Genomic DNA, 15,487 nt, shown 5'->3' with positions numbered 1-15,487 from the left:
AATTAATAGTGCAAAATAGTCTTTTAATTATATCTTTCAGCATTATTTAAAATCTATCTTTAAAAGTTTACTTTTATGTCATGCAAATTTAATATTGCAGACCATGATTAAGATAATTTTATTTTTTTTTCTCACGCTGCCCTTTGCCCATGCGCAGGTTTCAGGCTGTACTGATCCTCTTTCCAAAAATTACAATCCCAATGTAACCGTTAACGACGGAAGTTGCAGTTATAAAAATATCCATCTAAAACCGGAGTATTCAAAACTCCTCAGCGATTCTATCAAAGAAACCTCGGGGTTAATTGCTTTTAACAAGTTGCTTTGGACACACAACGATGATCACGACACCACAATTTACGGATTGGATTCATTGGGAAGAATTCAAAAAAAAGTTGTTCTGAAACAGACCATCAATCACGACTGGGAAGAGATTTCACAAGACAGCTCTTTTATATACCTTGGTGATTTCGGGAACAATCTCTCCGGTAACAGAACCGATCTAAACATTTTAAAAATAGAGAAAAAATCGTTCCTGGAAGGAAATCCGGCAATTGAAAAAATTTCCTTTCAATATGCCGACCAAACTGATTTTTCTGCAAAAAAACCAAACACTGCTAATTTTGACTGCGAGGCATTCATCGTGTCCAAAGACAGTATTTATTTGTTTACCAAACAATGGAAAACATCGAAAACCAATATTTACGTTTTGCCTAACCAGGCGGAATCTCACGTTGCACGACTAAAACATTCCTTAAACACGAAAGGTCTGGTAACCGGAGCAACTTATATAGCGTCTAAAAAAACAATTGTTCTTTGTGGATACTCGAAACTTGGCAAACCCTTTTTATACCTTTTATACGATTTCAAAAACACTGATTTTCTGTCGGGAAACAAACGAAGAATCCATCTAAAACTTCCCTTTCATCAAATAGAAGGAATTGCAACTCATGACGGTCTTCATTATTACTTAACCAATGAAGCTCTGGTTCGAAAACCAATCCTTAATGTACCACAGCAGCTTCATTATTTTGATTTGAGTTCTTTGCTGAACTCCTATATTCATCAATAAAACTTTTGCGGAATTTATTTTGTATTAAAAGCAAATCCCGCAAAACCTTTTTATTTAATTTTAGATAAAAGCAAATTAAAATTATCAATTACCAAATTTGGCTCATCGTACATAATGTAATGTCCGGATTTTGTAGTGGAAACGTGTGTAAAATCAGAAACTCCTTCTTTTAATAATTCATGCGCCTTAAACCATTTTTGTTTATCTGATTCAGAAGTAGAGGCATCGACTTTTAAGCTCGAAATTACAATTACTGGAATATTTGGCAAATGTGGAAGTGTCGCCATATATTGAGAATCTTCTATTATTTCTCTGGCTTCGAGTGTTCCTCCAAAATTTTCTCCAAAGTTTGTCTTAAAAAGATTACAAAGCATATCCTCCTCCTCTTGCGAAGGCTGATTGTAATATTCATGCGATGGATCTATAAATAATAATCCGGCAACTTTAGAAGGATTTTTAACCGCATAATCTCTAATAATCATTCCACCAAGCGAATGTCCGACAAGAATAACTTTTCTACCATTCGAAAAATTATTAATTACAGTTTCGAGTTCACTTCTTAATTGATTTATATTTCTTGGTTTTGAATCTTTTTCAGACTTCCCATAACCGGCTCTGTCATAACTTACAATATCTAATTTGGCGTTTAATTGTGCAGGTATTTTTTTTTCGTCCCAAACCGAATGTCCGTCTCCAAGTCCGGATTCAAAAACAATCAAATATTTTGTGTTATGAATAATCGAATAAGTCATTACTTTATGAGTCCCTAAATCGACTTTTGTCTCTTTTACTGTTTCCTTGTCATTCTTTAAAGTGTCACTGTCTTTGTCGCATGAAGTAAATACAAAGAATAAACTTAGACCCATTTTTACGATACTGTTTTTTGCTGATTTCATTTCTTTAAGATTAAAATTTTCAGCAAAAATCTCTTAAAAACAAAGGCTGGTCGTTCGGGTTTATAAAGCAGAACCTATTTGTTTCTTATATTCTGAGGGGGTTTGTCCGGTCAGTTTTTTAAATGTGGTATTAAAAACAGTTTTTGAATTAAAACCTACAGAAAATCCAATTCCAAGTAAACTTAAACGATCCATTTCAGAATTGGCCATAAGTTTTTTTGCTTCTTCAATTCTATATCTGTTTACAAATTGATAGAAATTTTCATTGCATCCGTTATTGATTACATAGGAAAGAACATGTGTCGATACATTCATAGAAGAAGCCAATTTTACCAAGCTCAAATCAAAGTCTAAAAAAGGTTTTTCGGTATTCATTAATTGCAACAACCTGCTTTTTTGTTCTTCCAATTCTTGAGGAGTCAGTAATTGTTTTCTTTTGCTTTCCGGAAGAGAAGTTTCAACAATAATATTTTCTATTTCTTCTTTCTCTTTTAATGAATAAGGGAAAATTTCTTTTTGCTTCTGCCAGTAATACGTGATGTAAAGAATACTTAGAAAGTAGATCAAACTTGTTAGAATATCAAAAGTTTTGTTTCCCTCCGAAATTTGAAACACAATATCCAGAATCCAAAAAATCGTGATAAAAATAACGCCGACAATAATATTTTTCAACCATTTTAAATCCAGATTCTCAGAAGTAGAATTTAAAAGTTTAATCGTTTTTTCATGTTTAACAATTTTTTGATAAGCCAGAAAACAATAAATAAAAACGTACAGGCTGAAAATAAAATTAAATATGGCTATCGTTTTCTGTACAATTTCCGGACTTATATCTTCAGGGTTATGGTTATCGTCTATTACCCAGGAACTCATAAGAAGAATAAAAACGAGGAAAGCGAAACTAAAATGCAAATAATCCATTGCTTTCCATTTTCTAACTGGCTCGATATAATAGCTCATACTTAGATAAAATACCGGAGCAACAACAAAACTGGAGATGTTTATTAATTGATTCAGAATATCATCTTCTCTGAGTATTTTGCCGTCTATAATAACATTTTCAAGTACGATTAAAAAAATACAGCCGATAAAAGATCCAAACCAGCGATTGGCTTTTATATTGATCTTATTTTGATTTACAAAAATTATAAATGTCAGTAAAAATGCTGCACCGCAAATTATTGCATTGAATATCGAGTACATAAAACAATTTTGATCACAAATCTAAGTAATTAAGTTTGTCTTACTCAACTTAAATAAGATTAACAATTCGCAAATCGTAAGATAAAAGTTTACTTTTGCAAAAAGTTATGTTTTCTAAAATACTCATAACTCATAATTTATAACTTACAATATACAAAGTGAATTACCTATCTGTAGAAAACATATCCAAATCATTTGGCGAAAAAACCTTATTCGAAAACATCTCTTTTGGAATCAATAAAGATCAAAAAATTGCCTTCATCGCCAAAAATGGTTCCGGAAAAACGACCATTATGAGCATTATTAATGGTTTGGACGAACCCGATACAGGACAGGTAGTTCTAAGAAAAGGCATCCGAATGGCTTTTCTTTCTCAGGACAATAACCTACAGGACGAATTGACTATCGAAGAAAGCATTTTTGCTTCCGATAATGAAACGCTTAAGATTATTGAGGCTTATGAAAAAGCATTAGAGAATCCAAATGACGAAGAAGCTTACCAAAAAGCTTTTGACGGAATGGATCAGCACAATGCCTGGGATTTTGAAACACAATACAAGCAGATTTTATTCAAACTAAAACTGGAAGACTTTAAATTAAAAGTAAAAAATCTTTCGGGTGGACAAAAGAAACGTCTTTCATTGGCGATCATTTTGATCAATCGTCCTGATTTATTGATTTTGGATGAGCCAACCAACCACTTAGATCTGGAAATGATCGAATGGCTGGAAAGTTATTTTGCCAAAGAAAACATTACGCTTTTTATGGTAACGCACGACCGTTTCTTTTTAGAGCGTGTTTGTAACGAAATTATCGAACTTGATAACGGGAAATTATACCAATACAAAGGAAATTACTCTTACTATTTAGAGAAAAAAGAAGAACGTATTACTTCTGAAAATGCCAGTGTTGACAAGGCCAAAAACTTATTCGTTAAAGAATTGGAATGGATGCGCCGTCAGCCTAAGGCAAGAACTACAAAGTCGAAATCTCGTCAGGATGACTTTTACGTGATCAAAGAAAAAGCACAAAGCCGTCGTAAAGAAAATAAAGTAGAACTTGAAATTAATATGGAACGTATGGGAAGCAAAATTATTGAGCTTCACAAACTTTCTAAAAAATTCAAAGACCGTGTTATTCTGGACAATTTCAGTTTTGATTTTCAGCGTGGCGAGAGAATTGGAATTATTGGTAAAAACGGAACCGGAAAATCAACCTTCCTAAATCTTCTTACGGGAACGATCCCACCGGACAGTGGGCGCGTTGTAAAAGGTGACACCATCAAAATTGGTTATTACACGCAAAGCGGAATCAATCCGAAACCGGGACAAAGAGTTATCGATATTATTAAAGAATACGGAGAGTATATTCCGTTAGCTAAAGGCAAAATTATATCGGCTTCACAATTATTGGAGCGTTTTCTTTTTGACGCCAAAAAACAATACGATTACGTTGACAAATTAAGTGGTGGAGAGTTAAAACGTTTGTATTTATGTACCGTTCTGATTCAGAATCCTAACTTTTTAATTTTAGATGAGCCTACAAACGATTTAGATATTGTGACGCTAAACGTTTTAGAAAGCTTTCTATTGGATTATCCGGGATGTTTACTGGTAGTTTCGCACGACCGTTATTTCATGGATAAAATTGTCGATCATTTATTTGTTTTCAGAGGACAAGGTGAAATCGAAAATTTCCCCGGAAACTACTCTGATTTCAGAGCCTATGAAGACAGTGCCGATGTGGCTCAAAAAGAAGAAAATAAGGCCGAAAAGAAAGACTGGAAGCAAAACAATCCAACCGGAAATCTAAGTTTCAACGAGCAAAAAGAATATCAGAAACTGGAAAGAGAAATCAAAGATTTAGAAATCGAAAAGACTAAAATCGAACAATTATTCTCTGACGGAAAAGTTGCCGATGCTGATATCGAGAAAAAGGCAAACGAATTACAAAACATCATCAACAAAATCGATCAGAAAGAAGAACGCTGGTTCGAGCTTTCGGCTAAGATTGAAGGATAGTTATTCCGCAAAGATTCACAAAGAAGAAACGCAGAGCTACACCAAGCTTTATTTTTCTTTTGTGAATCTTTGTTTTTCTTTGTGAATCTTTGTGCAACAAAAAAAGCATAGTAAGTATTTTTTATATTAGCGACTTTATTAACCCCATATTACATTATTATTCTATGAAATACCTTTTAACTTCACTACTTGCATTGACATTATTCATCTCTTGCAATAGTGATAAAGAAAATAAAAAAACAGACTATACTGTTGAAAATGAAAAAGAGATTACGGACTATATTGCCAAAAACAAATTAAACGCTATAAAAAGCACTACAGGTTTATACTATATTATCAATGAGCCCGGAACAGGAGCCCAACCTACAGCCTCGTCTAATGTAACTGTAGCTTATACAGGATATTTTACCAATGGTAAAGTATTTGATAAAAGTAAAACCGAAGGGATTTCTTTTCCGCTGGACAGAGTAATCAAAGGCTGGACAGAAGGTATTCCTTACTTCAAAGAAGGCGGAAGCGGGTCTTTATTAATTCCGTCTCATTTAGGTTACGGAAGTGGCGGAACTGATGGAATTCCGGGAGGTGCTGTTCTTATTTTTGATATTAAACTACTAAAAGTAAACAAGTAAATATCAATTGACAAAATGATCCTTCAAAGCTCTGACAAAGATCAACTAAGGGCTTTAATTTAGAATCAAATACTCAAACAATTACACAGAGATTCGCAAAAAAGCGAGCTTCAAAAAGTTTTTTTGTGAATCTTTGCGTTTCTCTGTGAATCTCTGCGAAACAAAAAAATGCTACATACAATAAAATCATATCTCAAATTTCTTTGGAACTCTAAAAACGAGCATGCTGTTCATTCTCCGTTTGTATTCCATCTATTGACGAAATGTTTTTACGACAGGAAACCAAAACCGGAATATTTAATTCTAAAAAAATATCGAAAATCACTTTTAGAAAATAAAAATTTCATTCAAGTAACGGATTTTGGAGCGGGTTCAAAAGTTTTTAAATCCAACAGCAGGCAAATTTCAAAAATTGCCCAAACAGCCGGAATCTCTCCAAAACGGGCTGAATTGTTATTTCGTGTAACCAATTATTTTCAGCCTAAAAATGTTTTAGAAATTGGAACATCATTAGGTTTGGCCACTGCAGCTCTGGCTTTAGGGAATCCAAAAGCAAAAGTTATTACATTAGAAGGTTGCCCAAATACAGCAAATGTTGCTCAAAATCAATTTACAAAGTTTGATTGTTCTAATGTAAATTCAATTGTAACAGAATTTGAAAACTATCTTCAGGATATTCAACAGGGACTAAAAACGGAGACTGAAGACTTCGATTTAATCTATTTCGACGGAAATCATTCCAAAAAAGCAACTTTAGCCTATTTTGAGCTTTTACTGCCAACAATCAACAACGATTCGGTTTGGATCTTTGACGACATTCATTGGTCAGAAGAAATGGAAGAAGCCTGGGGAATCATCCAAAATCATCCAAAAGTAAAAGTCACTATAGACACTTTTCAATGGGGATTTGTATTTTTTAGATACGAACAGGAAAAAGAACATTTTGTGATTAGAGCCTAATTCATAATATTTTTATCCTCTCTAATTTCAGATATAATATCTTACAAAAATAACATTTTATGAGATGTTTTTTTATCTTTGAAATTCAGACTTTTTACTTTGGATAATTTTATCTTTGAACCTTCAAAAAAATAATATTCATTATGGAACAGAAAATTCATCAGGGAAGAAACGTAAAACGTTTTAGAGAAATGCTTAACATCAAGCAGGAAGCACTGGCTTATAATTTGGGTGAAGACTGGAACCAAAAGAAAATTTCAATGCTTGAGCAGAAAGATGTAATTGAAGAAAACCTATTGAAACAAATTTCAGCCGTATTAAGAATTCCAGTAGAAGCTTTTCAAAATTTTGATGAAGAACAGGCCGTAAATGTGATTGCGAATACATTTAATACTAATGATAACGCAATTGGATTTGTAATTAATAACCATAATCCAATTGAAAAGATTATTCAACTGCATGCAGAAAAAATCGCACTCTATGAGCGTATGCTGAAAGAGAAAGATGAAATGATGGCAAGGCTTGAAAAATTAATTAAATAGACAATCTCAAAATATTATCAATGATTTTCAAGGTTAAAAAAATACATTTAATAGTAGTTATTCTGCTCTTCACAACAATTATTACACGTGGGCAATTTGTAACACAAACAGGAGTAGACAATTTAAATACATTTACGAATGATCTAGCAATTTACTTACCTCATACACTTAATAGTCCTTCAACTTATGGCACTGTCTTAGGGCTTAGGCACTGGGGAGGAGCTGGCGGATCAGATTGGAGAACACAACTGGCATTTAGTACCGAAAGTGATTTTTACTTTCGTCAATCAACAAATACTGCCGGAACAGTTTGGTCAGAATGGAAGAAAATTTATAATTCTGAAAACTTAAACAACAACAGTACAGATTTCAACGCCAAAGTTTTGACAGCAAAAGAACTAATTATTTCTCAAACCCAAACAAATGTGCTTTTATCTGCAACAAGTAATTCATATATAAATTCAGGTAATTTTGGAATAGGAACAATTAATCCTAAAAACAAACTTGATGTAAACGGAACTATTCATTCAAAGGAAGTAAAAGTTGATATGGAAAATTGGTCTGACTTTGTTTTTAAAGAAAATTACAATCTGCCAACCCTTTCAGAAGTAGAAAAACACATTAGCGAAAAAGGACATTTAGAAAACATTCCAAGTGAAAAAGAAGTTCTCCAAAATGGTATAAACTTGGGTGAAATGAATGCTAAACTTTTACAAAAGATTGAAGAATTAACATTATACATTATAGATTTAAACAAAAAACTTGAGCTTCAAAATCAAGAATTAAATTCAGTGAAAAAAAAATTAGGTAATTAATTATGAGAATTACACTTTAGATACGAACAGGAAAAAGAACATTTTGTGATTCGCGTTTGACAAATGACTTTAAAATGATACTTTTATTACATTCTATACTTATACATTTATGAATGCGATAAAAATCGACACCCCTTTACAATACCCTATAGCTGTAACAGAATTTAAATCCGCGACTCCCAGCGAGAATTGTGTGATTATAGCTTCGGCCACCGGTGTTAAACAAAATTATTATTACAATTTTGCAACGTATCTTTCCGAAAATCATTATTCTGTTTTTACTTTTGATTACGGCGGAATTGGCGACTCAAAGTCCGCACCACTTTCTAAATTTAAAACAACTGCTTCAGATTGGGCCAAAAATGATTTCGAAACGGTAGTCCAATACGTCAAAGAGAAAAATCCTCACAGTAAGTTATTTGTGATCACACACAGTATTGGCGGTCAGCTAATAGGTTTAGTTCCTTCCAATAATTTATTTGATGGTATTGTAATGGTGGCATCACAATCCGGAAGCTGGATACACTGGAAAGGATTTGACCGACTAAAAATGCAGTTTTTGTGGTATGCAATTATACCGTCTTTTACCAAAATCTTCAATTATCTCCCATCCAGTCACTTCACCCGAATGGAAGATTTACCTAAGGGAATGGCGATTGAATGGGCCAAATGGTGCAAGAAACCCAACTATCATTTTGACTGCATCGAAAATGCAAAAGAACATTACGATAAAATAAACTGCAGCATTAAATCTTATAGTATCGACAATGATTTTTATGCCACTGTATCAGCAATTGATTGGATTGCTTCCAAATTTAAAAAATCTGAAGTAAGCAGAATTCATTTAAAAGCGGAAGAATTTGGCGTAAAAGACATAGGTCATTTTGGTTTTTTCAGAAGTCAATTTAAAGATACTATCTGGCCTATTTTTTTAGAAGATTTAAAAAGATTTCAATCCTAATAATTTACAAAATAGTAGATACAAAAATGGCAACCATTTCCGGCTGCCATTTTTTTACTAATTCAAAATTTTAAAACTTACTTCTTAGCCGCCGCCGTTTCTTCAGACTTTGCCCCCATTCTGTTTAAAGTATACATTGGCGCAAATTTTAATTTCAGACCGGCAATTTTACGATTGTCTTCGCCTGTTAAGCCTTCTTTTTCTACTGTATTTTTTCGGCTGTCAAGTGCTTCATACATCAATTTAATTTCGTCCCAATCTTCACGGGAGTAACTGTCTTTATTTTTTTCTACCGTATGCACAAACTGTTGGTAAACACTATGAATGTTTTTAGCATTCACCCAGGCAAAACTCATATCTTCCCCAATCTTTCCTTCACCAAATAAAGCATTACGCAATTGCTGTTTTGGACTTGGGGCCGGAGGAGCAAGAATAGTCACCATATTATTTCTAAATTCTTCGTATTTGATCTTGCTCGTATTTATTTTCTCTGTCGCGGCATTATTTTCTTTAATATCAGCAAGTGCCAGTTGAGCGTTTGCAGCTCTTTTTTCATACTCGGCTTCAACCGCTTTCCAATCAGCCTTTAAATCATCAGCCTTAACATTTTTAACAGAGTCGACATAGGCAACATAATAATCGATTGTTTTTTCGGCCTGTTCTTGTTTTTCATCTTTACAGGATACAAAACCTAATGCGATTACCGCAATTCCGGATAATAATGATATATTTTTCATAATCTTAGTTGTTTTAGTTACTATCTTAACAAATCTACCTAAAACCTACTATAAAAAATTACACAATTATCACCTTTTAAACATTAAAAACATATTAAAACTATAAAACACAAGATTTAATGTTAATTATGTAAAATTTATCAAAAATAACATAGCACTCTTCTGTCGAAAAAAGATATGTTTTTTGGTTATTTTCAGATGAACAAAAAACAAAAGACAATTTGTAACAAAAACCAAATCTCGACTACTCATACTTTTATTGAAAAGTCTTTTGTACATTTAAATCCAAAATTGTAAATCGAAATGGCAAATCCATTAATTAAAATAACCAACATCAAACGAGATTTCGTTCTGGGTAATGAAATTGTTTATGTTTTAAAAGGAATCGACCTGCAAATCAACAAAGGGGAATATGTGGCTTTAATGGGCCCATCCGGATCCGGAAAATCAACTTTAATGAATTTACTGGGTTGTTTGGATACGCCAACTTCCGGACAGTACGTACTAAACGGAAAAGATGTCAGTCAAATGCGTGATGATGAGCTGGCTGAAATTCGAAACAAAGAAATTGGTTTTGTATTTCAGACTTTTAATCTGCTACCGAGAACTACAGCCTTAGACAATGTTGCATTGCCTATGATCTATGCCGGTTACTCCAAAACAGAACGTGTTAAAAGAGCCGAAGAAGTTTTAAAGCAGGTAAATCTTGCCGACCGAATGGATCATCAGCCCAATCAGCTATCTGGAGGACAGCGTCAGCGTGTTGCCATTGCACGAGCTTTGGTCAATAAACCCTCTATTATTCTTGCCGATGAGCCAACCGGAAACTTAGACAGTAAAACTTCTGTGGAGATCATGAAACTCTTTGGCGACATTCACGCACAGGGAAACACCGTAATTCTGGTAACACACGAGGAAGACATCGCAGCCTATGCACATCGTGTAATACGTTTAAGAGACGGATTAATCGAAAGTGACACCCAAAAAGAAGTTAAATCGTTTAGTTGATTAATCGTTTGATCGCAAAGAAACTTAGTAGTCGCTTAGTATCTTAAAATCTTTAAAAAAGTTCTGACTGTAAATTGGTTCAAATGGGAAAAACCTTAGAGCCTTAGCATCTCAGAACCTTAGCACCTCAAAAAAAATGAAAGTATATACAAAAACAGGAGACAAAGGAACTACTGCTCTTTTTGGCGGTGACCGTGTTCCTAAAGACCATATCCGCATTGACAGTTACGGTACTGTAGACGAACTAAACTCTTATATAGGACTTATTCGCGATCAGGAAATGGATGCACATTATAAGACTATTTTAATTGAAATTCAGGATCGTTTGTTTACCGTTGGTGCCATTTTGGCTACTCCGGCAGAAAAAGAGGTTCTTAAAAATGGAGAACTTCGTCTAAAAAACCTTGGAATTATCGATACAGATATCGAATTATTAGAAAATGAAATTGATCAAATGGAAGAAAGTCTTCCACAAATGACTCATTTTGTTTTACCTGGAGGACATCCCACTGTGTCACATTGTCATATAGCACGTTGTATTTGTCGTCGCGCCGAGCGTTTGGCAGTACATTTAAGCCATAATGAAGCTGTTCCTGAAATCGCAATTCGATACTTAAACCGACTTTCTGACTACCTTTTTGTCTTGGCACGGAAGTTGTCCTCAGATCTAAACGCGGAGGAAGTAAAATGGATCCCCAGAAAATAAATTTTCTGGAAATTACAATTTTTCAAATCCCAAATTCCAACAAAATTTCATCACCATTTTTTGGTATTTGGAGTTTGATTTTTGGAGTTTAAAGATGACGTTCTTAAATTTTATTAAAATAAATTAAATTTTACTTGTCTTTTTCAGTAAAAAATTTATTTTTGCACAAAACTAAACAGATAACAGATGTATTGGACATTAGAATTAGCATCGTATTTAAGTGATGCGCCATGGCCTGCTAACAAAGATGAACTTATTGACTACGCTATTAGAGCTGGTGCTCCATTAGAAGTAGTAGAAAACCTTCAGTCAATTGAAGACGAAGGCGAGATATATGAATCAATGGAAGAAATTTGGCCTGATTATCCAACAGACGAAGATTATCTTTGGAATGAGGATGAATATTAAAAAATAAACCAAAGGAAAAAGTCTCATCACCGAGGCTTTTTTTTTGGTTCAAATACACATTTACATAAAATAGAAATACAATAAATCATGAGTTTCATAAACAGTATTATTAAAGTCTTTGTAGGTGATAAATCACAGAAAGATGTCAAAGCTTTACAGCCTTACTTAAACAAAATTAAAACATTCGAAACCAGCTTAATGAGTTTGTCTCACGACGAATTAAGGGCCAGAACTGTATTTTTTAAGGAAAGAATAAAAGAAGCCAGAGCTGATAAAGATGCTAAAATTGCTTCGCTTAAAGCAGAAGTAGAAAACATCGAAGACATCGACAAAAGAGAAGATCTTTATGATGCGATTGATACTCTTGAAAAAGAAGCTTACGAAATCTCAGAAAAAACTTTATTGGAAATCCTTCCTGAAGCTTTCTCTGTAGTAAAAGAAACGGCTCGTCGTTTCAAAGAAAATTCTCATATTGAAGTTACCGCAACTGCAAAAGACCGCGAATTTTCGGCAACAAAACCATACATTGTTATAGATGGCGAAAAATCTGTCTGGGCTAACAAATGGAATGCGGCCGGAAAAGACATCACGTGGGACATGATTCACTATGATGTTCAGCTAATTGGTGGTATGGTGTTGCACGAAGGTAAAGTTGCTGAGATGCAAACAGGGGAAGGTAAAACTTTAGTAGCTACACTTCCATTATACTTAAATGCTTTGACCGGAAACGGAGTTCACTTAGTAACAGTGAATGATTACCTTGCCAAACGTGATAGCACATGGAAAGCGCCTTTATTTGAATTCCACGGTTTAACTGTTGATTGTATCGATAATCACCAGCCAAGTACGGAACAAAGAAAGAAAGCATACGACGCCGATATCACTTACGGAACCAATAACGAATTTGGTTTTGACTATTTAAGAGATAACATGGCACATTCGCCAAGCGATTTAGTACAAAGAAAACACAACTATGCTATTGTCGATGAGGTCGATTCTGTATTGATTGATGACGCCAGAACACCACTTATTATTTCAGGACCGGTACCTCAGGGAGACCGTCATGAATTTAATGAACTGAAACCAAAAATCGAAAACTTAGTAGCACAACAACGTCAGTTGGCAAACGGTTTCTTAGCAGAAGCCAAAAAATTAATCAAAGAAGGAAACACTAAAGAAGGTGGATTCTTATTGTTAAGAGCTTACAGAAGTTTACCTAAAAATAAGGCATTAATTAAATTTTTGAGTGAAGAAGGAATCAAACAATTGCTTCAAAAAACCGAAAATCAATACATGCAGGACAACAATCGCGAAATGCATAAAGTGGATGAAGCTTTGTATTTTGTAATTGAAGAAAAAAACAATCAGGTTGAATTAACCGATAATGGTATCCAATACCTTTCAGGAGATACTGATCCGGACTTTTTCGTACTTCCGGATATCGGAACTGAAATTGCCGCTATTGAAAAGCAAAAATTAGACAAAGATGGTGAAGCAGAAGCGAAAGAAAGATTATTCCAGGATTTTGGAGTAAAAAGCGAGCGTATTCATACTCTTACTCAACTTTTAAAAGCATACGCTCTTTTTGAAAAAGATGTAGAATACGTAATCATGGACAACAAAATTATGATTGTCGATGAGCAAACAGGCCGTATCATGGATGGCCGTCGTTATTCTGATGGTTTACACCAGGCGATCGAAGCTAAAGAAAATGTAAAAATCGAAGCTGCTACACAAACTTTTGCAACTGTTACGTTACAGAATTATTTCAGAATGTACAGCAAACTAGGTGGTATGACCGGTACAGCTGTTACAGAAGCTGGCGAGTTATGGCAGATTTACAAATTAGACGTTGTTGAAATTCCAACCAACCGTCCGATTGCGAGACAAGATAAAGAAGACTATATCTACAAAACAACACGTGAAAAATTCAATGCTGTAATTGAAGACGTTACTGAATTATCAAATGCAGGAAGGCCAGTTCTTATTGGAACAACTTCTGTAGAGATTTCAGAATTATTAAGCCGTATGTTGAAAATGAGAGGCGTTACACACAACGTTTTGAATGCTAAAATGCACAAACAAGAGGCACAAATTGTAGAAGAAGCGGGTAAAGCCGGAGTAGTAACGATTGCAACCAACATGGCTGGTCGTGGTACCGATATTAAATTAACACCGGAAGTAAAAGCTGCCGGAGGTTTAGCAATCGTGGGTACAGAGCGTCATGACTCTCGTCGTGTAGACAGACAGTTACGTGGTCGTGCAGGACGTCAGGGAGATCCGGGAAGTTCTCAGTTTTATGTTTCACTTGAAGACAACCTAATGCGTTTATTTGGTTCTGAAAGAGTAGCTAAAGTGATGGACAGAATGGGACTTCAGGAAGGCGAAGTAATTCAGCATTCTATGATGACGAAATCTATCGAGCGTGCACAGAAAAAAGTAGAAGAAAATAACTTTGGTGTTCGTAAACGTTTATTAGAATATGATGACGTAATGAACTCTCAACGTGAAGTAGTATACAAACGTCGTCGTCATGCTTTGTTTGGTGAGCGTTTGAAACTGGATATCGCAAACATGCTTTACGATACTTGTGAACTAATCGTAAGTCAGAATAAAGCAGCTAATGATTTCAAAACTTTCGAATTTGATCTGATCCGTTATTTCTCTATCACTTCTCCAATTTCTGAAGCTGATTTTACGAAATTATCAGACATCGAAATTACAGGAAAAATATACAAAGAGACTTTGGCTTTCTATACTGAAAAAACAGAAAGAAGCGCCAGAGAAGCTTTCCCAATCATTAAAGGAGTTTACGAAGAGCCAAACAATCATTTTGAGCGTATCGTAGTTCCGTTTACAGACGGTATCAAAACACTGAATGTGGTAACTGATTTGAAAAAAGCATACGACAGCGAAGGAGCTCAGTTAATTGCCGATTTCGAGAAAAACATTACTCTTTCTATCGTTGATGAGGCCTGGAAAAAACACTTACGCAAAATGGACGAATTGAAACAATCAGTTCAATTGGCCGTTCACGAGCAAAAAGATCCATTGCTTATTTACAAATTAGAAGCTTTCAATTTGTTCAGAGGAATGTTAGACAACGTAAACAGAGAAGTTATTTCATTCTTGTTCAAAGGTGATTTACCGGCTCAAAACGTTCCTGAAATTCACGAAGCTAAAGAAGTACGTCAAAAAGAAAACTTCAAATTAAGCAAAGACGAAATCGTAAACAGCGAGGAAATCAACCGTGAAGCCGGAGAAACACAACAGCGTCAGGTTACTGAAACGATTGTAAGAGACATGCCAAAAATCAACCGTAATGATACTGTAACCGTTCAGGAAGTTGCAACCGGCAAAACGGAAACAATGAAATTTAAAAAAGCGGAATCTTTAGTAGCCTCAGGCGAATGGGTTATCGTTAAATAATAAAGACTTTTAATTAAGTAAACCCGACAGGTTTCAAAAACCTGTCGGGTTTGTTGTTTTTAAAATATCCGCAAGTACAAAAGTACCTGCGGATATTTTTTTT

Annotated in this window: 14 protein-coding genes; 11 read left to right on the top strand and 3 right to left on the bottom strand. The window is 34.5% G+C overall.

The window, feature by feature from the left end:
- Positions 1 to 103 precede the first annotated feature (103 nt).
- Positions 104 to 1,069 (top strand): hypothetical protein, encoded by a 966-nt coding sequence (locus B0A80_RS04780; RefSeq protein WP_089076604.1) that lies wholly within the window; start codon positions 104 to 106, stop codon positions 1,067 to 1,069.
- 50 nt (positions 1,070 to 1,119) lie between these two features.
- Here B0A80_RS04780 and B0A80_RS04775 read toward each other — a convergent pair whose 3' ends face one another.
- Together B0A80_RS04775 and B0A80_RS04770 are read right to left on the bottom strand one after the other, a co-directional pair.
- The gene (locus B0A80_RS04775; RefSeq protein WP_089076603.1) at positions 1,120 to 1,965 is read right to left on the bottom strand and encodes an alpha/beta fold hydrolase; all 846 of its coding nucleotides are present in this window, start codon (positions 1,963 to 1,965) and stop codon (positions 1,120 to 1,122) included.
- A gap of 60 nt (positions 1,966 to 2,025) precedes the next feature.
- Positions 2,026 to 3,168 carry a helix-turn-helix domain-containing protein gene (locus B0A80_RS04770; RefSeq protein ID WP_089076602.1) on the bottom strand — a complete coding sequence of 381 codons (1,143 nt, stop codon included), beginning with the start codon at positions 3,166 to 3,168 and terminating at the stop codon, positions 2,026 to 2,028.
- A 158-nt stretch (positions 3,169 to 3,326) separates the two neighbouring features.
- Here B0A80_RS04770 and B0A80_RS04765 point away from each other — a divergent pair, with 158 nt between their 5' ends.
- The 6 genes from B0A80_RS04765 (at position 3,327) to B0A80_RS04740 (ending at position 9,096) form a co-directional block, all read left to right on the top strand.
- Positions 3,327 to 5,189: an ABC-F family ATP-binding cassette domain-containing protein gene (locus B0A80_RS04765; RefSeq protein WP_070907473.1), complete on the top strand. Its 1,863-nt coding sequence runs from the start codon at positions 3,327 to 3,329 to the stop codon at positions 5,187 to 5,189.
- Positions 5,190 to 5,353: 164 nt separating this feature from the next.
- On the top strand, positions 5,354 to 5,818 hold the full coding sequence (locus B0A80_RS04760; RefSeq protein ID WP_070907474.1) for an FKBP-type peptidyl-prolyl cis-trans isomerase: 465 nt from the start codon (positions 5,354 to 5,356) through the stop codon (positions 5,816 to 5,818).
- 168 nt (positions 5,819 to 5,986) lie between these two features.
- A complete protein-coding gene (locus B0A80_RS04755) occupies positions 5,987 to 6,778 on the top strand; it encodes an O-methyltransferase (protein WP_089076601.1) in 792 nt (263 codons plus the stop codon).
- Positions 6,779 to 6,921: 143 nt separating this feature from the next.
- On the top strand, positions 6,922 to 7,320 hold the full coding sequence (locus tag B0A80_RS04750; RefSeq protein ID WP_070907476.1) for a helix-turn-helix domain-containing protein: 399 nt from the start codon (positions 6,922 to 6,924) through the stop codon (positions 7,318 to 7,320).
- Between the two features lie 20 nt (positions 7,321 to 7,340).
- The gene (locus B0A80_RS21015) at positions 7,341 to 8,135 is read left to right on the top strand and encodes a pyocin knob domain-containing protein (protein WP_070907477.1); all 795 of its coding nucleotides are present in this window, start codon (positions 7,341 to 7,343) and stop codon (positions 8,133 to 8,135) included.
- A gap of 109 nt (positions 8,136 to 8,244) precedes the next feature.
- On the top strand, positions 8,245 to 9,096 hold the full coding sequence (locus tag B0A80_RS04740; protein ID WP_089076600.1) for an alpha/beta hydrolase family protein: 852 nt from the start codon (positions 8,245 to 8,247) through the stop codon (positions 9,094 to 9,096).
- Positions 9,097 to 9,173: 77 nt separating this feature from the next.
- Here B0A80_RS04740 and B0A80_RS04735 read toward each other — a convergent pair whose 3' ends face one another.
- The gene (locus tag B0A80_RS04735) at positions 9,174 to 9,833 is read right to left on the bottom strand and encodes a DUF6565 domain-containing protein (protein WP_089076599.1); all 660 of its coding nucleotides are present in this window, start codon (positions 9,831 to 9,833) and stop codon (positions 9,174 to 9,176) included.
- A 303-nt stretch (positions 9,834 to 10,136) separates the two neighbouring features.
- Between B0A80_RS04735 and B0A80_RS04730 the strand changes: the two genes are divergently transcribed.
- The 4 genes from B0A80_RS04730 to secA all read left to right on the top strand — a co-directional run bounded on the left by B0A80_RS04730 (position 10,137) and on the right by secA (position 15,384).
- Positions 10,137 to 10,841 (top strand): ABC transporter ATP-binding protein, encoded by a 705-nt coding sequence (locus tag B0A80_RS04730; RefSeq protein ID WP_089076598.1) that lies wholly within the window; start codon positions 10,137 to 10,139, stop codon positions 10,839 to 10,841.
- 136 nt (positions 10,842 to 10,977) lie between these two features.
- Entirely contained in the window at positions 10,978 to 11,547 is a 570-nt protein-coding gene (locus tag B0A80_RS04725) for a cob(I)yrinic acid a,c-diamide adenosyltransferase (RefSeq protein WP_089076597.1), read from the top strand.
- A 186-nt stretch (positions 11,548 to 11,733) separates the two neighbouring features.
- Positions 11,734 to 11,955, top strand: a complete 222-nt coding sequence (locus B0A80_RS04720) for a DUF2795 domain-containing protein (RefSeq protein ID WP_007138072.1) — start codon at positions 11,734 to 11,736, stop codon at positions 11,953 to 11,955.
- Positions 11,956 to 12,042: 87 nt separating this feature from the next.
- A complete protein-coding gene (gene secA / locus B0A80_RS04715; RefSeq protein WP_089076596.1) occupies positions 12,043 to 15,384 on the top strand; it encodes a preprotein translocase subunit SecA in 3,342 nt (1,113 codons plus the stop codon).
- Positions 15,385 to 15,487: the final 103 nt, after the last annotated feature.

This window comes from Flavobacterium tructae (genome assembly GCF_002217475.1).
Lineage (GTDB): Bacteria > Bacteroidota > Bacteroidia > Flavobacteriales > Flavobacteriaceae > Flavobacterium > Flavobacterium tructae.
The sequence above is the reverse complement of the archived record's forward strand: the minus strand, read 5'-3'. Positions and strand labels throughout refer to the sequence as shown.